General features: G+C 55.6%; 16 protein-coding genes and 1 pseudogene. 8 read left to right on the forward strand and 9 right to left on the reverse strand.

Going from position 1 to position 23,375, the window contains the following annotated elements:
- Nucleotides 1–23: 23 nt before the first annotated feature.
- A complete protein-coding gene (locus I5961_RS14800) occupies nucleotides 24–1,007 on the forward strand; it encodes an MDR family oxidoreductase (RefSeq protein ID WP_227232670.1) in 984 nt (327 codons plus the stop codon).
- 268 nt (nucleotides 1,008–1,275) lie between these two features.
- Here I5961_RS14800 and I5961_RS14805 read toward each other — a convergent pair whose 3' ends face one another.
- The 5 genes from I5961_RS14805 to I5961_RS14825 all read right to left on the reverse strand — a co-directional run bounded on the left by I5961_RS14805 (nucleotide 1,276) and on the right by I5961_RS14825 (nucleotide 9,629).
- On the reverse strand, nucleotides 1,276–2,472 hold the full coding sequence (locus I5961_RS14805) for an MFS transporter (protein WP_413541598.1): 1,197 nt from the start codon (nucleotides 2,470–2,472) through the stop codon (nucleotides 1,276–1,278).
- Nucleotides 2,473–2,576: 104 nt separating this feature from the next.
- Nucleotides 2,577–4,235 carry a BCCT family transporter gene (locus I5961_RS14810; protein WP_227232671.1) on the reverse strand — a complete coding sequence of 553 codons (1,659 nt, stop codon included), beginning with the start codon at nucleotides 4,233–4,235 and terminating at the stop codon, nucleotides 2,577–2,579.
- Nucleotides 4,236–4,325: 90 nt separating this feature from the next.
- Nucleotides 4,326–5,822: a CoA-acylating methylmalonate-semialdehyde dehydrogenase gene (locus I5961_RS14815; RefSeq protein WP_085695996.1), complete on the reverse strand. Its 1,497-nt coding sequence runs from the start codon at nucleotides 5,820–5,822 to the stop codon at nucleotides 4,326–4,328.
- Nucleotides 5,823–5,877: 55 nt separating this feature from the next.
- Nucleotides 5,878–7,035 carry an iron-containing alcohol dehydrogenase gene (locus I5961_RS14820; RefSeq protein WP_227232672.1) on the reverse strand — a complete coding sequence of 386 codons (1,158 nt, stop codon included), beginning with the start codon at nucleotides 7,033–7,035 and terminating at the stop codon, nucleotides 5,878–5,880.
- A gap of 95 nt (nucleotides 7,036–7,130) precedes the next feature.
- Nucleotides 7,131–9,629, reverse strand: a complete 2,499-nt coding sequence (locus I5961_RS14825; RefSeq protein ID WP_227232673.1) for a CoA transferase — start codon at nucleotides 9,627–9,629, stop codon at nucleotides 7,131–7,133.
- Between I5961_RS14825 and I5961_RS14830 the strand changes: the two genes are divergently transcribed.
- From I5961_RS14830 to I5961_RS14860, 7 genes and pseudogenes are all read left to right on the forward strand, one after another.
- Entirely contained in the window at nucleotides 9,628–9,939 is a 312-nt protein-coding gene (locus I5961_RS14830; protein ID WP_227232674.1) for a hypothetical protein, read from the forward strand. The two genes, I5961_RS14825 and I5961_RS14830, sit on opposite strands and share 2 nt — an antisense overlap.
- Complete coding sequence (gene gcvA, locus I5961_RS14835) at nucleotides 9,936–10,832, forward strand: transcriptional regulator GcvA (protein WP_227232675.1); 897 nt, start codon at nucleotides 9,936–9,938, stop codon at nucleotides 10,830–10,832. The genes I5961_RS14830 and gcvA overlap by 4 nt, the downstream gene beginning before the upstream one ends.
- Nucleotides 10,833–10,950: 118 nt before the next feature.
- The gene (locus I5961_RS14840; protein ID WP_227232676.1) at nucleotides 10,951–12,144 is read left to right on the forward strand and encodes an ABC transporter substrate-binding protein; all 1,194 of its coding nucleotides are present in this window, start codon (nucleotides 10,951–10,953) and stop codon (nucleotides 12,142–12,144) included.
- Nucleotides 12,145–12,269: 125 nt separating this feature from the next.
- A complete protein-coding gene (locus I5961_RS14845; RefSeq protein WP_227232677.1) occupies nucleotides 12,270–13,352 on the forward strand; it encodes an ABC transporter ATP-binding protein in 1,083 nt (360 codons plus the stop codon).
- A gap of 39 nt (nucleotides 13,353–13,391) precedes the next feature.
- Nucleotides 13,392–14,666: an ABC transporter permease gene (locus I5961_RS14850; protein WP_227232678.1), complete on the forward strand. Its 1,275-nt coding sequence runs from the start codon at nucleotides 13,392–13,394 to the stop codon at nucleotides 14,664–14,666.
- A 6-nt stretch (nucleotides 14,667–14,672) separates the two neighbouring features.
- The gene (locus tag I5961_RS14855) at nucleotides 14,673–15,521 is read left to right on the forward strand and encodes an ABC transporter permease (protein ID WP_085701970.1); all 849 of its coding nucleotides are present in this window, start codon (nucleotides 14,673–14,675) and stop codon (nucleotides 15,519–15,521) included.
- Nucleotides 15,522–15,796: 275 nt separating this feature from the next.
- A pseudogene (locus I5961_RS14860) lies at nucleotides 15,797–16,183 on the forward strand (tyrosine-type recombinase/integrase); the annotation flags it as partial.
- Between the two features lie 652 nt (nucleotides 16,184–16,835).
- Here I5961_RS14860 and I5961_RS14865 read toward each other — a convergent pair.
- The 4 genes from I5961_RS14865 to I5961_RS14880 all read right to left on the reverse strand — a co-directional run bounded on the left by I5961_RS14865 (nucleotide 16,836) and on the right by I5961_RS14880 (nucleotide 22,978).
- Nucleotides 16,836–17,198 (reverse strand): response regulator, encoded by a 363-nt coding sequence (locus tag I5961_RS14865; RefSeq protein WP_227232680.1) that lies wholly within the window; start codon nucleotides 17,196–17,198, stop codon nucleotides 16,836–16,838.
- 23 nt (nucleotides 17,199–17,221) lie between these two features.
- Nucleotides 17,222–18,661: an ATPase domain-containing protein gene (locus tag I5961_RS14870; protein ID WP_227232681.1), complete on the reverse strand. Its 1,440-nt coding sequence runs from the start codon at nucleotides 18,659–18,661 to the stop codon at nucleotides 17,222–17,224.
- Between the two features lie 329 nt (nucleotides 18,662–18,990).
- Complete coding sequence (locus I5961_RS14875; protein WP_227232682.1) at nucleotides 18,991–20,451, reverse strand: hypothetical protein; 1,461 nt, start codon at nucleotides 20,449–20,451, stop codon at nucleotides 18,991–18,993.
- Entirely contained in the window at nucleotides 20,384–22,978 is a 2,595-nt protein-coding gene (locus I5961_RS14880; protein WP_227232683.1) for a hypothetical protein, read from the reverse strand. Before I5961_RS14880 ends, I5961_RS14875 begins: the two co-directional genes overlap by 68 nt.
- Between the last annotated feature and the right edge of the window lie 397 nt (nucleotides 22,979–23,375).

Below are 23,375 nucleotides of genomic sequence, written 5' to 3' on the forward strand. Positions count from 1 at the left end.
AGTCTAAAGTAAGGAGATTCAAAATGTTTAGAGCGATTGTTGCCGAAAAACGCGGTGAACATTATCAATCCCGATTGGCCGATCTCGACGAAGCCCAGTTACCGGATGGGGATGTCTTGGTACAGGTCGCTTATAGCACGTTGAATTTCAAGGACGCGCTCGCAATAACCGGTAAAAGCCCGGTCGTTCGACAATTCCCGATGGTGCCCGGTATCGATTTTGCGGGCACTGTAAAAGCCAGCTCTCATTCGGCCTATAAACCAGGCGATCGTGTCCTGCTCAATGGCTGGGGCGTAGGCGAAAGTCATTTTGGCGGACTTTCCCAGATGGCCAAAGTCAACGGTGACTGGCTCATACCGCTGCCTGAAGGGCTCAATGAACGCCAAACAATGGCAGTCGGAACCGCAGGATATACCGCCATGCTTTGCATCATGGCGCTTGAGCGAAATGGTCTCACTGCGAATCAAGGGCCGATTCTGGTCACTGGGGCAAATGGTGGGGTCGGAAGCTTTGCAATCACCCTTCTTGCACGCCGGGGATATACCGTCATGGCGTCGACCGGACGGCCCCAAGAAGCCGATTATTTGCGAGCATTGGGGGCTGATACGATCATCGACCGAGGCGAACTTTCGGTTCCGGGACGCCCTCTGGTCAAAGAGCGCTGGGCAGCCGCAATCGACTCGGTAGGCAGTCATACACTGGCCAATGTCTGCGCCGCAACCAAAGCCGAGGGGAGCGTTGCGGCATGCGGATTGGCGCAGGGGATGGACTTTCCCTCTTCAGTTGCACCATTCATCTTGAGAGGCGTCAATCTGTTGGGCATCAACAGCGTGACCCAACCCAAATCTAGACGTATCGAGGCGTGGGAGCGACTTGCGAAAGAATTGGATTTGAACAACCTTGCCCTGATCACCCGGGAAATTGGTCTGGAACAGGCGTTGGTGGCTTCGGAGGATTTACTTGACGGAAAAATACGCGGCCGCCTCATAGTAAATGTCAACGGCTGAGTAACAACCAGTCGCCATTCTTGCAATGATGCATAGGGCACTGCGCGGTGGGGAACACGCCACACATGGCAACAGCTGCGCAGCGTCCGGTCATGCGGTCTTGAGCCCATCTCTTGACAAATTTTATTGTCGATCCGCAAAAGGGCACCGCTACCCGCAAGCGCCCGGCCCGATCTGTAATGCTTGCAAACCGACGCGCATCCAGCCGATCCAACCGCCTGCCAGCGACAAGCCCCTGCGCATAGCAGGGTTGCCAGCACTCCTTTTCTCATGCCTTAGCCATTGTGATATCGAGGCGAGATAGTGGTCGCTCGTGGATTGGCCAATTGACGATTGCGGCGATCAGGCTCAACCCAATGGCAATTTCCCACACCAGATCGTAATTGCCAGTGCGGTCATAGACTACGCCCCCCAACCAACCACCCAGAAAGGCACCGAGTTGGTGGCAGAGATAAACAATACCGCCGAGCATCGACAAATTTCGCACGCCAAAAATCGTCGCAACCGTGCCGTTGGTCAATGGAACCGTCGAGAGCCACAGCACCCCCATGGCAATGCCAAACAGATAAGCCGTGAAAGCCGTGACCGGCACTACAAGAAAAACGCCAATCACCAGCGCACGCAACAAGTACAGCACAGTCAGCAGGCGCGGCTTGGAGTATCGCCCTCCTATCCAGCCGGCGACATAGGTGCCGGCAATATTGAACAGGCCGATAAGCGCCAGCACCGTTGTGCTGGTCGTGGCTGGTAAATGTTGATCCAGTAGAAACGCCGGAAGGTGCACGCCGATGAACACCACTTGAAAACCACAGACGAAAAAACCGAATGCCAGCAGCCAGAATCCCGAGTGGGTACAAGCTTCATGCAAGGCTTCACGCAGAGTTTGCTGGACGCCGACGACAGGGAGCGGTTTGTCCTTGAGCATACTGACCAAAGGCAAGATCAAGGCGACCAGTACACCCAGCATCAGCAATGCCTTGGACCAGCCCAGCCCCTCGATCATTCCCAATGAGCCAGGCAACATGATGAACTGACCGAACGAGCCGGCAGCGCTGGCCAGGCCCATGCCCATACTGCGTTTTTCCGGCGGTAACGCCCGGCCGACTACGCCCAGAATCACCGAAAACGTCGTGCCAGACAAACCAATGCCCACCAGTACGCCCGCACTGAGCATCAGGCTCGACGGTGAATCTGCAAAGCTCATGCACAACAAACCCACAGCGTAGAGCACGCCGCCGGTGAACACGACTTTGCCCGCACCGTAACGATCGGCCAGCCCTCCTGCGAATGGTTGGGCCAGCCCCCACAACAGATTCTGGAAGGCAATCGCGAAGGCAAATATCTCACGCCCCCAACCGAACTGCAGGCTCATCGGCGCCAGAAACAGGCCAAATCCATGTCGAATACCCAACGACAGCGCCAGAATCAGCGCACTGCCAATAATCACCCTGGCGCTGGAGCGCATTGTATTGACCACGATGGTGCTTCCTTCTGTCATCAGCCGGGTCATCCCCACTGCCCTTATGAATAATCTGTGTGGAGCGGCCGACCGCCAGTTGGCATGACCGATCAGGCCGTGCCTGTTTCAGTCACCCGATACCCGCTCATGGCGTTAGATATACGTACACTGTCCGCTGCAGGCTGACTCGAAAGCCACTCTCGGGACTGCGACTCGATTTGTGCCGACGTCAGGTTGCCGTAATCCTGACGCAACCACCGGAACAGCCCGAGCATCATCACCACCAACACCAGAATGAAAGGAATGGCAGCAAGGGTCACGGCGGTCTTGAGCGTGGTCAGCGGTGCATTGATGTACAGCATGGCGGTGGGCAGTGCCGCCAACATGACGCACCAGAACACTCGAAGCCCAGGTGCAGGATCATCGCCCTCGCGCAAGTTACGCGTACTGGTGGCAGCCACGGTGAAGGAGACGGCATCCAGGTGTGAGGCCAAAAATACCAGCATCAGCAGGAAGTACAGCGCCGCTATCAACTTGCCCCAAGGCAAGCTGATGAGCAGCATCGAAACCCCCGCCTCCCCCCCACCGCTGCTGAGAATGGCCGGCGAGTCGATCAGTCCGGTGATGAACTGATGAATGGCGAAACTTTCCAGACTGCCGAAGAAAAACCAGCAACCAGCGCATCCGCCCAGAATCATCGCCAGTATCACTTCCCGTACAGTTCGCCCGCGTGATACGCGGGTAACGAAGATCGCTACGCCCGGTGTGTAGGTCGTCCAATAGAGCCAATAGAACGCGGTCCAGCCGCGCGGAAAATCACCATTGCCAGTGGGGTCGGTAGCAAGGCTCATCTGCACAAAGTGTTGCAGCATCAAGCCGATTCCATTGGTGATGTTACTCACGGCAAACTGAGTGGGCCCCAGTATCAAAACGATTAATCCGAACAGCAGCGTCAGCGCACAGGCAACTTTTGCCAGACGCTGCATGCCGCTGGCGATTCCCACGAAAGAAGTCAGGGAGAAAACAAGCGTCACTAATATGACCAGACCGGCCTTGAGCATAAAGCCATCGGTCAAGCCCAGAAGGTCAGCCAGCCCACGGGATACCGTGGAGGTTGTCAGTGTAATGGTCAGCACCAGGCCACCGAAAGTTGCCAGCAGGAAGATCAGATCGATCACCCGCCCCGCCGGCCCCTTCGCCTTGAGGCCTGTGATCGCCTGCATCACGCTCGACAGGCTGAGACCTTCATTTCGTCGGACATGAAAATGGTATGCCATTGCCAGCGAGGCAATGGCATACATGGCCCAAGGTGTGATGCCCCAATGAAAAAATGAGTAGGCAATGCTGAATTCAAGTGCTTGCTTGCTAGCGGGGGCGATATTCAGCCCCGGGGTTAGGTAGTAGTAGCCCCACTCCATGAATGCCCAGTACATCGTGGCAGAACCCAGGCCCGCGCAAATGAACATGAATACCCAGCCTGTGTTGGTGTACTGCGGCGCGCCTGTGCCGAGGCGAATATGCCCGTATTTGCTGAACGCCAACGCAAAGGCAATGACGACCGAAGCGAAACCGAGCATTTGCACCCAAGAGCCGAACCAGCGCGTGGTCGTATCGAACCATTGCTCGGCCAGCATTTTGGAATGCTCGGGCGATGCGGTCAGCGCGCCGACAGCCGCCGTAATAACCACGAGGCTGATAACGATAAGGGGCAGGTCTTTTTCTGTGGCGTGTGCCGAGAGCACGCGCCGAGGAGGTGACGACATCAACATCCAGGTAGCCTTTTATTATGATATTTGGAGGTTTGACACCCAGGTACCGGGCTGCCGGCGCGAGACCGCGCCCGGTACGCATCACCGGTGTTACTTCATGGTAGGCATCGAGAATTCGGCGCCTTCACGAATGCCCGACGACGGCCAGCGCTGAGTCACCGTTTTGCGCTTGCTGTAAAAACGCACGGCATCAGGCCCGTAGGCATGCAGGTCGCCGAACAGCGATCGCTTCCAGCCGCCAAAGCTGTGGTAGGCGACTGGCACCGGTAGCGGCACATTAACCCCGACCATGCCGACTTTGATGTTGTCGGAGAAATAACGCGCAGCCTCGCCATCCCGGGTGAAAATGCAGGTGCCGTTGCCGTACTCGTGATCGTCGATCAGCTTCATGGCTTCCTGCATGCTCTGGGCACGGACGACCAGCAACACCGGGCCAAAGATTTCATCCTCATAGCAGCGCATGCCCGGTTTGACGTGATCAATCAACGTGCCGCCAACAAAGAACCCGCCTTCACAGGCCGGAACCTGGATGTCGCGACCATCAACCACCACTTCTGCCCCTTCCTCCTGGGCACTGTTGATGTAGCCAACAACTTTCTGCTGATGCTCACGGGTGATCAACGGTCCAAAATCGTTGGTCTTGTCCTGATACTGGCCGACCTTGAGTTTGGCCATAGCTGCGCGCATTTTCTCAATCAGCGCATCAGCCGTTGCATCACCGACAGTGACCGCTACCGACAGCGCCATGCAACGCTCGCCGGACGAACCGAAGGCCGCGCCCACCAGTTGGTTGACGGCGTTGTCGATGTCGGCATCCGGCATGACGATGGCGTGGTTTTTCGCCCCGCCCAATGCCTGGCAGCGTTTGCCGTTGGCGGCGGCGGTGCGATAGATGTACTCGGCGATCGGCGTCGAACCGACGAAGCTCACCGCTTGCACGCGCGGGTCATGCAGCAGGGTGTCAACGGCTTCCTTGTCACCGTTGACCACACTCATCACGCCCTTTGGCAGACCGGCTTCCTGCAGTAATTGGGCGATGTACAGTGTTGAGCTTGGATCACGCTCGGACGGTTTGAGGATGAAGCAGTTGCCGCAGGCAACAGCCATCGGAAACATCCACAATGGAACCATCGCCGGGAAGTTGAATGGCGTGATACCAGCGACCACACCCAACGGCTGGAACTCACTCCACGAATCGATATTGGGACCTACATTCTTGCTGTGTTCGCCTTTAAGCAACTCGGGCACACCGCAGGCGTATTCAACGTTTTCGATGCCGCGCTGCAGCTCGCCCATGGCGTCGTGAAGAATTTTACCGTGCTCTTCACCAATCATCTGGCAGATGCGATCAGCGTTTTGCTCCAGCAATTCCTTGAAACGAAACATCACCCGGGCCCGCTTGATCGGGGGCGTGTTACGCCACTCGGGGAATGCCGCCTCAGCAGCGGTGATCGCTTCTTCAACAGTCGATTTCGAAGCGAGCAGAACCTGCTTGGTCGCTTCGCCTGTTGCCGGGTTGAAAACGGCTTGGGTACGGCCGTTATCGAGGATAACTTCGCCGTTGATCAAATGGCCTACGGTGTTCATATATGCGTTCCTTATTATTGAAGTGTGCGGTCTAGCCGCGAATATGTGCGCCGGCTTACCAAAGGTTGCGATACAGCTCGACCATTTCGTCAGCAGTAGGAACCCGTGGGTTATTACCAGGAGAGCCGGACGCCAGTGCCTGCTTGACCATCAGCGGCATCATTTCGAAAAACTTGCCGCGGCTGACACCGAAGCCTTCCAGCGTCGGCACTTGCAGCTCGTCATTGAGCGAGCGCAAATTCGCCAGCAACTTGGCGTTGGCCTCTTCATCGGAGTCTCGCGCAGTGGCGACGCCCATGGCCCGAGCGCAATCGGCATAACGATGTGGGGCACCGGGGATCGAGTACTCGGTAATACTCGGCAGCAACATGGCGTTGGACAGACCGTGGGGAACATGGAAGAACGCGCCAATCGGCCGGCTCATGCCATGCACCAGTGCCACCGACGCGGCTGAGAATGCGACACCAGCCAGTGTCGAGCCGAGCATCAGCGCTTCCCGAGCCTCGGCATCCTGGCCATCGCGATAGACCCGACGCAGGTTTGGACCAATCAGGCTCATGGCTGCCAGTGCCTGGCTGTCGCTATAGAGATTGGCCTTGAGACTGACGTAAGCCTCGATGGCGTGGGTCAGTGCATCCAGTCCGGTGTCAGCGGTTACGCGGGCGGGAAGACTCATAGTGAGGGTGTAGTCGACGAGTGCTGCGACCGGCATGAAGCCAATGCCTACGCAAAGCATTTTCTCGTCGGTCGTTTCATCGGTGATTATTGTGAATCGTGTGACTTCAGAGCCGGTGCCTGCCGTGGTAGGCACTGCAATGATGGGCAGTCCCTGCTCATTCACCTGACGCGGGAATTTGTAATCGCGCATCTGGCCGCCAAATTTGGCAAGAATGCTGATGGCCTTGGCGCTATCGATCGGACTGCCGCCACCCAGGGCAATGATGCTGTCATAGCTGCCGCTCCGGGTATGCTCAAGACCTGCTTGAATCGAGGCGACGGTCGGTTCCGGAACTGTGTCGGCAAACACATCGGCGGTGATGTCTTTGGCCGCGAGTACATCCTGAATATTTTGTGCGTAACCCAACTGCACCATCATCTTGTCGGTGATGATCAGCGGGCGACTGCAACCCAGACTGGCCAATACATCCGGAATGGCCTGACTGGCCTTGGCGCCGACTTGCAGGATACGTGGCAGGACGATTTGGTTGGACATGATGCCTCCAGAAGTTTGATACAGGCAGGGGGCGGCCCGGCAACGGCCGTCCCTGTTATCGGTTCTTGTAAGAAGGTTCGGTGGGTGGGTGCAGGTCAGCTCGGCAGGTATTCCTGGCTCCAGCTGTCGTTGATCACCTTTTTATCCATCAGTGCCTCGATCTGTGGCTCGCTAAAGCCCATCTCGCGCATGACGGCGCGGGTCGAGGCACCAAACTTTTCAGCCGGTGGCAATGCACGAATCGGTGCGTGCCGTGGGCGAATTGCAAACGGATCCAGCTGCGTAATGCGATGACCGCTTGGATGATCCGCATACACACTGAATGAGTAACTGCCGTTCCCGGTGCCCGGCAGACCATCCGCAGCACGACTGTATCGCTGGCGTAGCTGATCAATATTGTCCGGAACGGCGGCAGCCAGATTCACCGCTTGCAGGCGTTGCTGCCAGGTTTCACCGGGTGCCTGGGCCAGCGCCAGGGTCAGGAATGCCGCACGATCCTGCGCTTGAGCAATACCCCTCAGCCCGTCAACCGAGTCCAGTCGCTCAAGTTCGGTCAAGTCAGTATCGAGGTACAACCAGCCGTCAGCGGTGTGATAGAAGCGCGACAATTCGTGGTATCCCATCACGTCACGTCCCGATGGCTCATCGAATGGCGCACGTCCCACGTAGTCATAACAGAACGGAACCTGTACCAGGTTGCCAAGCGCCGCCAGCGATGTACGTGCGCGACTGACCTGACCGGTACGAGTTTTCTGGTAAAGCGCCGCCGCCACACCCAACGCCGCAGCGAATCCGCACATGACATCGATCGTGCCGACGTGCGCATGCTCTTCTGGCGTTTCCATCCCGCCGCCGAAGCGCAACATGATGCCGGTTGTGGCCTGAATCAGATCGTCGTAGCCCAGGTAGTCGGTACGCGGCCCGCGGCGTGGGCCACCGAAGCAATCGAGCTGACAGAAGATCACACCTGGGTTGATTGCCTTGAGGCTGGCCTCATCCAGCCCCAGCGGCGCAAGTTGACGATCAGGCGCATTCATTACGATCACGTCGACGGTCTGTACCAGCTTGTCGAATACCTCGCGTCCTTCCTGCTGGTTGAGGTCGACCAGAATGCTTTGTTTGCCGCGCGCCGACGACAGGCCGAAGACCACCGTATTCCACGGATCATAGTTTGGCGTGGTCGGATCAAGTTTGATCACCTCAGCGCCGAAGCGTCCCAGATAGGAAGTGGAATGCGGACCGGCGATGACGTTGGTCAGATCAAGAATCCGTACACCGTCCAGCCAGCCCTTCGGCGCGGAATCCGACACTGCCGGCAGGACATCACGCGGCGTTTCGTCCAGCGTTGCCAAAGCCTCGTCAATGCTGACATCGCGGCGCGATACGGGGGCGAGCATCAGAGCCGCACTGTCTTCAAGCCAGGCCATTGGTCCCGGCTGCTTCATTACTCCGTATTTGTGGTCGATCACATCGACCACGAGCCCTGCGGTATTGGCGTGCTCGTCGTGCAGCCACTCCCGGGTCGAACGGTGTGGCGTGCCGGGGAACTGCCCTTCCCCGAAGATCACTTCCCACTGCGCCGAGGTCTTTGTCAGAAACACATCTTTCATGCGCTCGGAAATGCGCTTGGCCCAATTGGCCGGGAGCGGATAAACCCCAAGCGAGGCATCGCCTTCCCACTGCGAGAACGGCAGGTACGGGTCATCCACCTTGGGCAAGCCGGCAGCGATCATCTCATCCAGCAACCCCATGGCTTGCAGGCAGCGTTTGGCGTGAGACCGGTGCGACGGGCAGACCGCATAGAACTTTCGGCCATCGGCGCATTCGTACGTGCGATAGAACGGGTCGAGGTACTCCTGCAACTCGCCGTAGCTAAGGTTCATCGGTAAACCTTGCGCACGTCGGCGCTCGATTTCCTTTTCGCGCAGGGTTTTGTAGCGCAGCGGATAATCGTCGATCTTGATCGAGTTATACGACAGTCCTTCCATCACCGCTGCCGCCAGCGGTACTTCTATTTCGTCCCCCAGACCGGTGCGTTGGCGAGCCTGCAATGCCAGCATCACCGAGGACGCGGCCAGCATAGTGCCGTACGCCGAGGCCAGTGGCAGCGGCGAGAAGCTCGGATTGAATCCCATCAATACACGGTTCTGCCCCATGTCAGTGAAAACACCGGAGGCCGAGGCGATGATTGCTTCAGTGGCGCGCCACTGCCGACGTAGCTCATCGTTGCTGGCAAAGCCTGGAATGGAAAGCGTGATCAGGCTTGGGCGCTCGGTACGTAGCTCGGAAAAATCGAGGCCCAGGCGAGTCATGACGCCTGGACGGAAGTTCTCGATCAGGATGTCAGCCTTGGCGATCATCTGCCGTGCCTGCTGAAGGCCTTCAGGCGACTTCAGTTCAAGACTGACGCAGAGCTTGTTGCGATTGAGCACGGCATTGGCCGGGCTATCCCAAAGCGGCCCACCGGGTGGGTCGATGTGAATGACCGTCGCTCCGAGATCCGCGAGGATCATCGCAACGGCCGGGCCGGCAATGTATTGACCGAAGTCGATGACGTTAACGCCACAAAGAGGCAGTTGACTGCGCTGTGCCATGATTCACCCTTTATTTTTATTGACCTGCCAGCAGTTGCGGGCAGGCCATTTCTTGATGTTTGAGGTCGTCGGCAACGTGGCGCAGCCCTTGCGGTGGCCGACTGCCGAAGAACGACTTGACGAATACTTTCGTGAAAAGTCGGTGTCGGCGAAAGCAATAAAAAAAAGCCCTGAGGGGTCATTTTTTTATGTATTGCAAGCAGGATTTATGGGTTTATGCTCCGATGATCCCGAATCCATAGCATCCGGCCTTGCCAAAAGCCGGGGATTACAACAACAGGCGTGCACGCCATCGAGTTCGGCACCATGAAAAAACGATTGCCTCCACTTAACTGGTTGCGCGCCTTCGAGGCTGCGGCGCGTCACCTCAGCTTTACCGATGCCGCATTGGAGCTGAACCTGACCCAGGCTGCTATCAGCCAACAGATCAAGGCTCTCGAATCGCAACTCGGTGCTGCGCTGTTCAAGCGTTTGCCCCGGGGATTGGAGCTGACCGAACCGGGACTGGCGTTTTTGCCGGCGGTACACGACTCGGTGGAAAGACTGGCAGCGGCGACCGATGAGATATTCGGCCAAGGCCATCGTAAAGTGCTGACCATCCGCTTCAGCCTGGTTTATTTCACCCACTGGCTGGCACCCAGGCTCGCTCGCTTTCGCCAGTTACACCCCCAGATCAACCTGCGAATCACGAGCAATATCTGGATGGGCGAAACCGATCTCGAAGCAGATCTGGAGATTCGTTACGGCAGCGGCAAATGGCCGGGGCTCAAGAGCGAACGCCTGACGTGGGACAAACTGTTCCCCGTGTGCTCGCCCGAGTTGCCCTGCTCTGAAAAACCGCTGAACTCCCCTGCCGACCTGGGCCATCACCAACTGCTGCACGTTCTGGGCTATGAAGAAGGTTGGGGTTACTGGCTGAAAAAGGCCAAGGCCGATCATGTGGATTATTCACAAGGCATGCAGTTCGACACGCTGATCTCGGCCCTGAAAATGGCCGAGCTGGGGCAAGGGGTGGCACTGGCCCGCTCAACGTTGGTCGAACAGCACCTGGCGTCGGGTCAATTGATCGCACCATTGGCTGCGCGGTTTGAAACTTCAGAGGCGTTTTACCTGGTCTACTCACCACACAAGATTGTCAATCCTCAAGCGGCTGCGTTTGCCGAATGGCTGACCGAAGAGGCTCAGGCCGAACGCCGGATCTGATAACCCTGCGGCGTTTCCAGTTGACTGTGGCCGACCGGAACACGGTGCAATCAACTGGAGCCCTCGAGCGGTCCCAGGGATAACCTTCCACCGCTCACGCATAAATAAATTCGCCCCATTGGCCTTTTTTTTATTGCTTTTCCCCTTCCGTGTTTTTTCAGACAGTGAAGCCCTGATCGTTACTGAGGCTTTGCGCCGACAGCGTGCGTATCGCCCCGCAACGGTTACCCACAACAATAAAAAACGGGTATCACGTATGAACAGCTTCCCTTTGCTTTTGCTTTGTCCCCTGGTCTGCGCCAGTGCTTTGGCCAACACAAGCCTTACAGTGGTGTCATATGGCGGCAACCTGACCGATGCGCAGATTCAAGCCGCCCATAAACCATTTACGGCCGCGACCGGTACCCAGGTCATTTCCGAGGATTACTCCGGTGGCATCGCGCAGATCAAGACCCAGGTCGACAGCAAGAAAGTCTCCTGGGACGTGGTAGATGCCGAGTTGCTCAACGTATTACGCGCCTGCAATACCGGTTTGCTGGAAAAAATCGACCCAAAGTCCCTCGCTCCCGCCCCCGACGGCACGCCAGCCGAAAAAGATTTCATTCCCGGCGCGTTAAGCGATTGCGGCGTTGCCAGCTACGTCTGGTCCACCGTGATGGCCTACAACAGCAACGCCTTTACGGGCGAGCAACCCAAGACACTGAAAGACTTCTTCGACATCAAGCGTTTTCCTGGCAAGCGATCATTGCGCAAGGCCCCGCAAGTCAATCTGGAATGGGCCTTGATGGCCGATGGCGTTGCCCGGGATCAAGTCTATGCAACACTTGAAACAGAGCAAGGCCTTGATCGCGCCTTCGCCAAACTCGACACCATCAAGGATCAGGTCGTCTGGTGGGAGGCTGGAGCGCAACCGCCACAGCTGTTAGCCGATGGCCAGGTCAGCATGACCTCCGCCTACAGCGGGCGCATCGTGATTGCCAGCAAGAAAGAACACCAGCCATTCAAGATCGTCTGGGACGGTCAGGTCTATGACATGGAGGCCTGGGTTTTACCGGCAGGAAATACCAATAAAACCCTCGCTTTCGACTTCCTCAAGTTTGCGACACAAAGCTCGGTACTCGCCGATCAAGCCAATTACATCCCCTACGGCCCTACGCGCTATTCCTCGCAAAAGATGCTCAGCCCGGAAGTCCAGGCTGACTTGCCTACCAGCCCCGCCAACTTCGCGAACGCCTTGCAAGTGAACTCCGAATGGTGGGGTGACCACGCCGATGAGTTGAACGAACGCTTCAACGCCTGGCTGGCCAGATAAGTCTTTTCAGCGGCTACGGGAGGCCGCTGCCATCAAAACTCAGGGACACGTGACGCCGTTACTTCAGCGCGGAGCGAAGCGCGGCGTTATTCCAGCGCAATTCGAACAAGAACAATAGGTGCCCCATGGATTCACAATCGTTTGTCAGTTTCCGCAATGTTCAAAAAAGTTACGACGGCGAGTCGCTCGTAGTGAAGAACTTCAACCTGGATATTCAGCAAGGCGAGTTCGTCACAATGCTGGGACCTTCCGGCTCGGGCAAGACCACATGCCTGATGATGCTTGCCGGGTTTGAAACCGTTACCCACGGGGAAATCTGCATCGACGCCAAGCCTGTCAACGACATTGCGCCGCAGAAACGCGGCATCGGTATGGTGTTCCAGAACTATGCCTTGTTTCCGCACCTGACCATTGCCGAGAACCTGGCCTTTCCGCTCAAGGTGCGTAACTTCAGTCGCAGCGAGATTCAACAGCGTGTGACCCAAGCCCTGGACATGGTTGCCCTGGGCAAGTTGAGCAACCGCATGCCGGCGCAGCTTTCCGGGGGGCAAAAGCAACGCGTGGCACTGGCCCGTGCGCTGATTTTCGAGCCCAGACTGGTGCTGATGGATGAGCCACTGGGCGCGCTGGATAAACAGCTTCGCGAACAGATGCAGTACGAGATCAAGCGTCTGTCCAAGCAACTGGGTATCACCGTGGTGTACGTCACCCACGATCAGAGTGAAGCCCTGACCATGTCTGATCGCATCGCGGTCTTCAACGACGGCATCGTGCAGCAATTGGCCAATCCGTCAGATCTCTACGAAAAACCGGAAACCGCTTTTGTCTCAAGCTTTATTGGTGAGAACAACCGCCTGCACGGCCAGGTCACGGCGATCGAGAATGGATACTGCACCGTGCGTGTTGGCGAGCACTTGCTCAAGGCCCGTGCGGTAAAAGTCTCGGGAGTGGGCTCACCTACTACCCTCTCGATTCGCCCCGAGCGCGTGTTGATGAACCCGGCTCAGTGGGAGTGTGAGAACCGTGTGCCCGCTCGCGTTCTCGAGGTCATCTACCACGGCGACCACTTACGCGCCCGCCTGGAATTGGCCGGGCACTCGGAATTCATCGTCAAGGTTGTCAATGCCGCTGGACGAAGTTGTCCCAGTGTCGGTGAGCAAATCATGTTGGGCTGGGCTGTCGACGACTGTCGCGCGCTGGATGCTTGAGCCATGACGCCTGCCAATCACTCTTCACTGGAGTCCACCATGAGCAGTTCATATGCCGCCCGGCCGCTGAGCGGGCAAGTCCTTGATGACCATGCGCAACCGAGCCTGCGCGTCCGTTTACAAAGAGCAGAACGGGTCAATAAGGTTCGTTCCCTGCTGCTGGTTCTCCCTTTGCTGGCCTTCATCACGGTGTTCTTTCTGCTGCCCATCGGAACCATGCTGATGCGCAGTGTAGAAAATGGAACGCTATCGACTTACATGCCGCTAACCAGCCAGGCGCTGGGTGACTGGGACGGTAAGGCCGTGCCGAATGAACAGGTTTACGCGACACTGGCTGAAGAAATAGTCAGCCTGGATCATAGTCAGCAGCTAGACCGAGTGGGCTCTGATCTCAACCGGGTCAAAAGTGGCTTCCAAAGCCTGTTCAGCAAAACCGCGCGAGAGCTGGGCAAGTCCAGACCTGCCAGCGGAAACTATGCAGCGGGAATGGTGAGCATAGACAGTCGATGGGGGCAACTCGGCACTTGGGCACAACTCAAATCCATGGCGCCTGCGTATTCGGGCATCCACTATCTGGCCGCCCTGGACTTGCAATACGACGATCAGGGCAACGTGGTACGTCAACCCGAGAGCCGGCGGATCTACGTCAGCATTCTGTTGAAGACCCTGACCATGACCGTCGGCATCACGTTGCTATGCATGTTGCTGGGCTACCCGCTGGCATACATGCTGGCCACGCTGCCGGCCAAAGTCAGTAATGTCCTGATAATTCTGGTACTGCTGCCCTTCTGGACGTCGTTGCTGGTACGCACTACAGCCTGGATGGTGATCCTGCAATCGAGCGGCGTGCTCAACAGCACCCTGCTCAAGCTCGGCCTGATTGCCCAGCCACTGGATCTGATGTTCAACATGTGGGGCACGGTCATCGCCATGACGCACATCCTGCTGCCGTTCATGGTGCTGCCGATGTACAGCGTGATGAAGAGCATCGATCAGACCTACATCCGTGCTGCGCACTCTATGGGTGCCAGCTCGTTGCGAACCTTTGTACGCATCTATTTTCCACTTTCTCTGCCGGGCCTGAGCGCTGGCGGGATCCTGGTGTTCATCCTCGCCATTGGTTACTACATCACGCCAGCGTTGGTGGGCGGGCGTACCGGCCAGGTCATCAGCAACTTCATCGCGTACCACATGCAAACCTCACTCAACTGGGGCCTGGCCGCGGCCATCGGCAGCATCTTGCTGTTGATCGTGCTATTTCTCTATTGGCTGTACGACCGTGTGGTCGGCATCAGCAACATGAAACTGGGGTAACCGAAAATGAGCCTTCCAAGTTATACCGGCCCGCTGGGGCGCACCTGGTTCTACGGCGTTCGCGGCTTCGGTCTGTTGGTGCTGCTGTTTTTGATCTTGCCGGTGCTGGTAGTTATTCCACTGTCTTTCAACGTCGAGCCTTATTTCAGCTTCACCAGCGGTATGCTCAAGCTCGATCCGGCAGCGTTTTCCAGTCGCTGGTACCACGAGTTGCTGGAAGATCCAATGTGGCTACTGTCATTCAAAAACAGCCTGATCATCGCCGCGAGTTCGACGGTGATCGCTACGCTGCTTGGCACCTTGGCGGCACTGGGGCTCAGTCGCTCAAACCTGCCGTGCAAAGCACTGCTGATGGGCACTCTGATTTCACCGATGATTGTCCCGGTGATCATTTCCTCGGCAGGTATGTACTTCTTCTACAGCACCTTGGGCCTGGCGCATAACCATCTTGGGATCATTCTCGCCCACGCGGTACTTGGCACACCGTTTGTGATCATCACGGTGACTGCGACCCTGGTGAGCTTCGATCACTCGTTGACACGGGCCGCTTCGAGCCTGGGTGCATCGTCCTCCTATACCTTCCTGCGAATCACTTTCCCGCTAATTCGCCCCGGAATCATTTCCGGAGGCCTCTTCGCCATGGTTACCTCGTTCGACGAAGCAGTGGTGGTGCAATTTCTCGGAGGCATCGAGCAACGCACAATCCCTCGGCAAATGTGGTCAGGGATGCGAGAGCAGATCAGCCCGACCATCTTGGCCGCCGCTACGTTACTGATTCTGGGGTCAGTGATGTTGTTGGTGGCGATTGAAATCATGCGCCGCCGCGCCTTGCGTTTACGTGGTATCAAGGAGTGAACCGGCTCCTAGCCGACAGCGCCTGAGTCGCCGTCGGCTGGGCGACACAAAGCTCCCAGCAGCTCTCCTACAGTGCTTGACTCCCTTCAATGGTATAGCTTTTGAAGTAATGGATTTCCCTGCGAAGTTTGAACGAATTCGTCTGCAATCATTAACGCGAAGGACGCGATGCAGGTGCCATTATCGCCATGATGAGCGGACTGTGTCGGAGCTTTAGTCCAGTCCAGATTTTCGCAGGTATCATCGACAGCTCAATACCATTTGTTAGTAGCGGCGAATCGTCCATTCGCGACGAGCTGATTGGAAAAACGAAGGCCAAACGGCGAATCGAGGTCATTGGCGAGCTGAAGGTTTTGATTGATCGAATCATGGCCCGTAAAGCTGGGCACAAGGTCCACTCGACGCGGCTGATCGTGACAGAGGATGGCACCCCGATGACGGAGGCGATGTTGCGGAGGCGGTTTGATGTGGCCCGGGAGGCCGCTGGAGTTGAAAAGGCCGAGTTCCAAATGCGCGATCTGCGCGCCAAGGCTGGCACCGACAAGGCGGAATCGAGTGGCGATATCATGCAGGCCAAGGATCAACCTGGGCATACCACTGTCGTGATGACCGAGCAGTACATTCGAAATCGCAAGGGCAAAAGAGTCATGCCCACGAAGTGAATTGCGGACCACTGTCGAAATTGCGGACCGGAAACAAACAAGGGTTTGCATCAGCATTCGCCCGCAAACCCTTGATTTAAGATGGTGCCCGAAGCCGGAATCGAACCGGCACGCCCTTACGAGCGGGGGATTTTAAGTCCATAATTTTTTTCTTTTAAATCATGCGCTTAGAAACATGATTTTTCCGCATCGCGCGAATTTCTTATCCGTTCTAAGACAGTAAAATCAGCACCTCAAAATAAATTGCGGAAAGAAATCGGGCTGTAGAGAGGCCTGGCCGTCACTGAGCGCCGGTTGACTGGATCGCCGATCAGTTGAGCCATACTCATGGAAAGACGATCAGTCAGCAGACTGAGCGTGGATCAAAGATGACGGACCGGACGTGGTAGATAGGCTACAGATTGCCCGGTTTCCGAGGTGGCGAGAAAGGGTGCCCACGCGTGGACTAGATGTGGGGCCAATTGAACATAGGTAGGAATTCCACCTATCACTCTTCAAAGGCTGCTATCGGCCAGAAACGGTCATGTGGCGACTGTAAAAACGTGGATGCTCTATGACTGCTCTTGACTGAAATAAAAAAGCCCGGATAGGCGGGCTCACGCAGTGAGGAAAATCTAAGACAAATTGTGTCGATCATCAGCACGACACAAGTCTATTCGAGAGAAAGTAGCTTTCTAATTTCGTTAGTAATCGCGTCAATACTGAATGGCTTTGGCAGCACCGCGTCAAACAGATCCGATCTCTGCATGCCTATATGCGCCTGCGCGCCGCTCATCAAAATAATCGGCAAATCCTTACAGGAAGGAAGGACGCGGACGGCCGCGGCGAACTCCAGGCCATCCATTACCGGCATCATAAAGTCGGTGATGATCAAATCTGGACGTTCTCTATCAAGTACCTCGAGCCCCTTTTGGCCATTGCTGGCCGTCACCACCATGAAGCCCTCATCCTCCAGTGCAAAACTGAGAATGTCAGCGATCAGATACTCGTCATCGACGACCAGGATGGTGGTCATGTTAATTCAACCCGCACAAAGGCTTAAAATATTGAACCAGGCGTTGACTCAGTGGGAACTGAAGGTTCATTTCTTGAAGCCTTCTTCAGGAAAACGTCTTGATCACAGATGACGACCTCGAATCGCGAGGGGTCGTAAGAGCTGTCTCGTACTTTAAGAATGGAAAGCGTCCTGCTTAGTTCAGAGTGATTCTCAGCGAATCGCATCAACATCAAATTGTCGACGATGCTATACAGGTCAGAGTTTGGTGCGCTGACCTCGGAGCCGAATAAATCGCGCATTTCCCAGGATGCGAATACCGTAACGCCCCTGGATCGAAGCTCGTTCATCAGAGAACTGAAAAAATCAGTTATCCGCGCCGGATTTGTCGTAACGCGAGTCATGCCGCTAAGGCTATCTATGAACACACGCTTGATGCCCTTTTCTACAACGAGACTCAGCAGACGTGCGCCTAACCCATCCAATAAGCCTTCAGTAGTAGGCTGCCAGGCAATGCTCAGCGCTCCGCTGTCTTCCATTCCCTTGATATCGATACCAAGGGAAATTCCTTTGAGCCGCAGCCGTTGTGGACTTTCGTAAAAGCCAAAATGTAGGCCCGGAGCTTCCACTGTCGACTCAGCCAGAAACTTGAGGCCAAGGGTCGTTTTCCCAATCCCGGATGGGCCTATTACAAGAGTCACGCTCGAGCTGTGCAGACCGCCTCCCAAGATGTCGTCCAGTGATTTAATGCCACTGGCGATACGCGTCATATCCGAACTGTCTGGAGAGGATGGATGGCTGTAAAGGCTTTCGAGTCGCGGATAAACCACTAGGCCATCTTCGGTGATTTCGCACTCGTGGAGGCCGGTCATTGCTGGACTGCCACGAGTTTTACGAAGCTGAATCCGACGCACTGAGCGAGTGCCATACAGCTCCTCACCCATCTCAATAACACCATCAACCATGGTGTGCTCAGGACTGCCATCGTCGAGCCGGGAGCTGGTGAGAAATAGCACGGTGCAGCCAGCGAAAGCTGCATGCCCTTGCAGCTCCGAGATGAACTTCTTGGTGTCGATGGGAGAATCGGCTTTCGAGCGTGCATTGAGCAAACCGTCCACAACCATAACTGTGGCTTTCTGACGGCTGATTTCGCGCCGAAGCAGTTTCACCACTTCGTCCAATCCTTCGTTTTCCAGGGTGTCAAACGCGCTGACAAACTGAATTTCGGCGCCTACTTTAGAAGCGTCGAAAAAACTCAAAGTAGAAAGGAACTGAAAGAGACGGTCGTGTGATTCAGCCAGCAGCGTGGCGACCAGAACCCGGCCTCCATTGTTCGCATGATGAAACCCAAGCTGGTTGGCGAGGATCGTTTTCCCAGACCCAGGCCGCCCTTGGATTATGTATGAAGCGCCCGCGACCAGACCTCCTTTGAGCAGAGCGTCGAGCCCTTCGATTCCACTTTGGAGGCGTTTTAGCTTTTCCACTATGCGACCCTGATCTGAAAAACAGGCTGTTTAAGCCGAGTGAATCGAATGCTACCGCCATTTTTGCTTCGTAGCCATTCAGGGCGAGTTGAAATCTGGACCGGTAATGCCGCACTTCGGTCGTATAAGTGGATTAAGAGAGTCCGCTTTTGGACGTTCAAGAGCGGCAGCTAACGGCCAAAAGCGGACGTCGGCAGGCGACCGCTACCGGCCAGAAGCGGACATTCACAATGCGGTGACTACCGGCCAATTACGAACGTTCACCGGCGCACAATCAGTACTGGGGAAAAGAGCTTAGCTCTCCTCTAATACATTCAGATCAATGCCATTTACTTCGACAATTTGCTTGGCCGAGTGATATTCCCTTGCACAACAATAGTGATCACCGATACGTCGGCGGGTGGTTGGGACTTTAGAATTGCGATGCCTTCTCCGGCAGGCCATGGAGCGGCAGTTTTTGTTCTGCAGTCGAGCACGCAGAGCACAGCAACACGTTTCTCCTTGGATACTGCATAACTCGCGGTTTGCTCAACATAGGCTTGGCAGTCCTCTATCACCTTGACTCCAGCTGGTAAGGACTTCAGCTCGATAACGATACCGCGATAGCTGAGGTCTGTGATCCCGCCTGAAGCTTTGGGATGTTCGTCAAGATCAGAGCCAATTTGAGGGTTGCGCCGAAGCTCCTTGCGAATCGCATCCTGAAACTGCGCCTCTGACCAAACACCATCGAATTCAGCGTCCTGGATGGCACGCCCCGCCACTCCTCCTAAAACCTTGAGCACCTCAAGCACATCACTAAGTTCGATGCTATTTACTAGACCATTTCGACGCAGAAAGTCCCGAATGCTCAGAATTTTCTCGTCAACTTTCGGATAGCCAGTGATGGGATTTGACCGGATATCAAGACCTTCGATGAGAAGCGTTCGGTGCCCTACGATGGCTACTGGCTGTTCTGAACTGACTGGCTCGAATGCAGCTGAGTACTTGAACTCGTAGGGCCGTGCATTCATCCCTTGCGCAAGCTGCAGGGCAGCGCGCCCCCGCTGGAAAAGTGTGTACGGTGGTTCGCCCGCAGGTTTGTCGAACACGAACTCTGAGAGGTCGTAGCTGGTACGCAGCTCCGTTGAGATAGGGGACAGTCTCAGCGTTAGTGCAGATTCCGGCCAGCGTGATACACGTACTTCTATTTCAAGGTCATGAAGCACTAATGGTGTCAGGTGGTGAATACTTCCAGCGGCCTGCCCATCAATTTGGAACTTAAGGAAAGCCACCGACAGCTCGGTGGGGAGAGGAGGAGGCGTTTGCTCGTCAACGAACTGGGGCATACTCCGAGCCCCTTTGGAAAAAGCGCCCACAGGCAAAGGTACCGAAGCGATTGCTACACAGAGGTCTTCGAAATCGGAAAGTGACCCTACGCGCGGGAGAGACTCAGCGGCTTTAACGAGCGATTGAGCAGCGGACTGCTCGCCATATTCATTCTGCCACATGCGATATCGCTCGAAGGCGCTTCGTAAAAAACGCTCCACTCCGTCACTGGCAGCGAGCACACCTTCCCTCCATTCAGCAAGACTGGCAACAAGCCGCAGCAGGCCAGCCAAGGCGCTGTAGGTAGTTCCGTTTATCGCTCGTCCATACCGAAGTGAAGCTTCGTCCAGCTCTGCACTGATAGCTCTGAGAACCTCTGGCTCGACTGTCTTTCCAGCCCCCAACGACCTCAGTGCTTCAACTGCCCGAATCCGGCTGTAGAAAGCTTGGGAGAGAATTACGTCTGCTTGCATATTGTTTTTCATCCTCCTTGAGGGTTTCTTCAAGTTGAAGCCATTCCATTTGCAGGGCTTCCTGGCGGGGGGGATCATTTGCAGCGACGGCAGCCTCAAATTGCACGGCAATCACATGAAGTCTCCGATGCCACTTGAGGCGTCTTTCCGGCGCCGTATCTGGAACAGCCTCCCAAGAGGCTTGCATCGCCGAAACAGCTTGGGGCCAAGCACCAACGCGAGACAGTAGCTCCACTACTGCCCCAACCAGCATAAAGCGTCCAGCTCGTCGCTCAATCAATTCGACTAAGTCGTCGGCCCGCTGCAGAGCTACCGCTTCTGGAATTAGATGCACGAGGCTGCTGGCTTCCTCTTCACCGTGCTCGCTCAGTTCTAGATCATCGAGCGTGTGAATCACCAAGTCAGCAAAGTTTGAGGAAGCAGCGAGCGCTTTCCCCATTCGTGAGAGGTCACGGACGTGAAGATTGGCAGGTGCTGTCATCAAAAATTTGATGAAGAGACTGCCAAGACCGTACTGAAGCTGTTCAGAGGATGCGAACCGAGATACGTGTAAGCGAATGCACCGTATCAGAAAGTTGTGCTCATCCTTTTTGCCATTGTAGTAGGGGATGAGCTGCAACAGAGCCTCCCCAGCACGTCGCTCTAGATGCTCTGGTAGATCGATGCTGGAAAGAGCGCTTACGGCCGCCTTGTGTACCATTACATACGGATCCAGCAACAACAGTACAAACGCTTCTAGTACAAGCTCAGGGAGATCGGAAATACGAGCTCTGCCTAGCTCTCCTAAAGCTTCAACTGCAGCTGCACGTTTACGAACTGAGACTCCGACCAGCGATGAATAGAGGGGAGGTAGAACAACATTTAGTGTGGAGGGGCTATCGATTAGGCATGGAGTGGCTTTGATAATTGTGGAGCTCAGTCCATCGCTTTGTTCATCGATACTATTGAGAAATTCTACGTAAGACATAACGAGCCGTTCACTTCCCTTCGCGGCTTTGGCAGCTATCAGCGCACATAAGTCGCGGAGTTGGTAGAGGGTGGTTACTGAGTTCTGGGCCTCAAGGTACTCGTTGAAGTTGGCTGCTGGCGTGGTGTTTCGCTCCGCTTCAAAAGCTTCAATGCGAGCATCTAAAACAGCCGCTGTGCCGAGTAAAGCATCAATGTTCCGCTTTCCAGCTGCGACGATTTCATCTGGCTCGTTTCTGAACACTTGAACAACGAGGCGCAGAACCTTTTGATTTGTAGACGTTCCTGCGAGCTTGAGAAGACGCCTCAGCACCACCACATACGCGGCAACGTCAGAGGACGTCATTGCACCTCTAGAGTCCTCAACGAGTCGTATTGAGTGCCGCGAAAGCTCTTCATATATCTGGGTTAAGCGCTCCTCGCCTTCAGAAGATGCGCTGTCGAAAAACTCAGAGATCAATGCATCGGTGTTTTCAGGCGCAGCAAGGAGGGCTTCTACGACGATACGCCTTAGGTCGCCGCACACCATTCCAAGCTCTCGATCAGAAGGATCCTTTTCAAATAACAAGTGCGCACGGGCGAGCTTTGAAATCGTTGTCCTAGCAAAGCTGGGAAGCAGTCCAGCATCATCTTTGAACAGGACGTGCAAAGCGGCTACACCCAAACGAACTGGATAGGACTGCTTCGAGTCGAGTAGGCGCTGGATTGCATTGCGGACTAACACCGGCCAAAGTTTGTAAATTTTTTTGAGCGGTTCTGGCTTTGAGATCGGCTCATCTATAGCAAGCTGTGCTTGAGGAAGCCGGGCAAGAGCTATCAGTGCCGGTACAGCCCTCTCCACCTTCGCTGGTGCCACCATCCCTGGGTACGCCAGGACGATATCCGCGGCGACCTCGATAGCATCGTGCTTTGCAAGGCAGTCGAATGCTGTTTCGGAAAGACGAGGCTTGTCTGCACTGACTAGACGTAGAATCGAAAGTGCTTGCTCCTTAAAATTCATTTTGTCGGAGGTGGCAAGCTCGAAGAAGTACTCAATAATCGGAGCGATGAAGACTTCCGGAGCGAGCTTAGCTGTCTCGACGATGCGGATCTTCACCTCATCCGATGAGCAGGCATCAAGTGTGTCGAGGTCGTCGAGAAGAGAGCAACAGGCAGCGCTCTGCCCCACTCGGAGAGCAGCCCTCTGCGCAACCCTCCCTTGATGGGCCTTTGCAGCTCGGGCTTGAGCTTTCTTTTGGGCCTCCCTTTGTCTTTCTAGAGCCCGATCTCGCTCATCAACTAGCGACACCAAACTGGGCATTCGAACGGCCACACGCTTATCGCAATGAGCGCAATTCCGGTCGTAGAAATCAACGGCAATGGGTTCGAGAAACCAACCTGCCATTCCAGATGCTGGCGCGTGGTCACAGTGCACGCCAAGCATTCCGAGCGGAAGCCCGGTTACCTGCGCAATCAAACCGACCCCGCCGCGGTTGACGACACGAGCGTGGGAGCAGTAGTTGTGCACAAGCTTCAGAACTTCATTGTTGCGAAGGCCTGTTCGGATCGCTTCTTCGTACTCGTCTTCGTTCATGTTCAGACGTATCCCACCTTGGGTGGATGTGTATAGCCAAGTAAATCTGCCACTGCCGCTATCAATAATGCTGGATTTTACCGTGCAGTGTTAGTGGGACAGACTGGGCAGCGTGCGCCTGTAGTAGGGATGGCAAATTGGCTTAGAGATTGTGCACCAAGGGGCCAGGTTAATATACCTAGCTAACAACATTATATGTTGCGTGCTGACGGCTCTCTTTCTGTGGTCGGGCCAATTGTTCGAGGCGCTTGAGGATTTCCCACAAAGTCCAAGTTAATTTGCCCTAGGTTTTGTAGGCGCCTCAAAAACCCAAAATCGAGCCAAGGTAAACGTCCGCTTTTGGCCGGTAGCGGCCGCTTGCCAACGTCCGTTTCTGGCCGAAAGCTGACGCTCATCG

Source organism: Pseudomonas sp. IAC-BECa141, assembly GCF_020544405.1.
Taxonomy (GTDB): Bacteria; Pseudomonadota; Gammaproteobacteria; order Pseudomonadales; family Pseudomonadaceae; genus Aquipseudomonas.

Excerpts from the sequence above, each read along its gene's own strand:
- I5961_RS14800 (WP_227232670.1), top strand. The coding sequence starts at position 24 with ATGTTTAGAGCGATTGTTGCCGAAAAACGCGGTGAACATTATCAATCC.
- I5961_RS14805 (WP_413541598.1), bottom strand. The coding sequence starts at position 2,472 with ATGCGCTCCAGCGCCAGGGTGATTATTGGCAGTGCGCTGATTCTGGCG.
- I5961_RS14810 (WP_227232671.1), bottom strand. The coding sequence starts at position 4,235 with ATGTTGATGTCGTCACCTCCTCGGCGCGTGCTCTCGGCACACGCCACA.
- I5961_RS14815 (WP_085695996.1), bottom strand. The coding sequence starts at position 5,822 with ATGAACACCGTAGGCCATTTGATCAACGGCGAAGTTATCCTCGATAAC.
- I5961_RS14820 (WP_227232672.1), bottom strand. The coding sequence starts at position 7,035 with ATGTCCAACCAAATCGTCCTGCCACGTATCCTGCAAGTCGGCGCCAAG.
- I5961_RS14830 (WP_227232674.1), top strand. The coding sequence starts at position 9,628 with ATGATTCACCCTTTATTTTTATTGACCTGCCAGCAGTTGCGGGCAGGC.
- I5961_RS14825 (WP_227232673.1), bottom strand. The coding sequence starts at position 9,629 with ATGGCACAGCGCAGTCAACTGCCTCTTTGTGGCGTTAACGTCATCGAC.
- gcvA (WP_227232675.1), top strand. The coding sequence starts at position 9,936 with ATGAAAAAACGATTGCCTCCACTTAACTGGTTGCGCGCCTTCGAGGCT.
- I5961_RS14845 (WP_227232677.1), top strand. The coding sequence starts at position 12,270 with ATGGATTCACAATCGTTTGTCAGTTTCCGCAATGTTCAAAAAAGTTAC.
- I5961_RS14850 (WP_227232678.1), top strand. The coding sequence starts at position 13,392 with ATGAGCAGTTCATATGCCGCCCGGCCGCTGAGCGGGCAAGTCCTTGAT.
- I5961_RS14855 (WP_085701970.1), top strand. The coding sequence starts at position 14,673 with ATGAGCCTTCCAAGTTATACCGGCCCGCTGGGGCGCACCTGGTTCTAC.
- I5961_RS14865 (WP_227232680.1), bottom strand. The coding sequence starts at position 17,198 with ATGACCACCATCCTGGTCGTCGATGACGAGTATCTGATCGCTGACATT.
- I5961_RS14875 (WP_227232682.1), bottom strand. The coding sequence starts at position 20,451 with ATGAAAAACAATATGCAAGCAGACGTAATTCTCTCCCAAGCTTTCTAC.
- I5961_RS14880 (WP_227232683.1), bottom strand. The coding sequence starts at position 22,978 with ATGAACGAAGACGAGTACGAAGAAGCGATCCGAACAGGCCTTCGCAAC.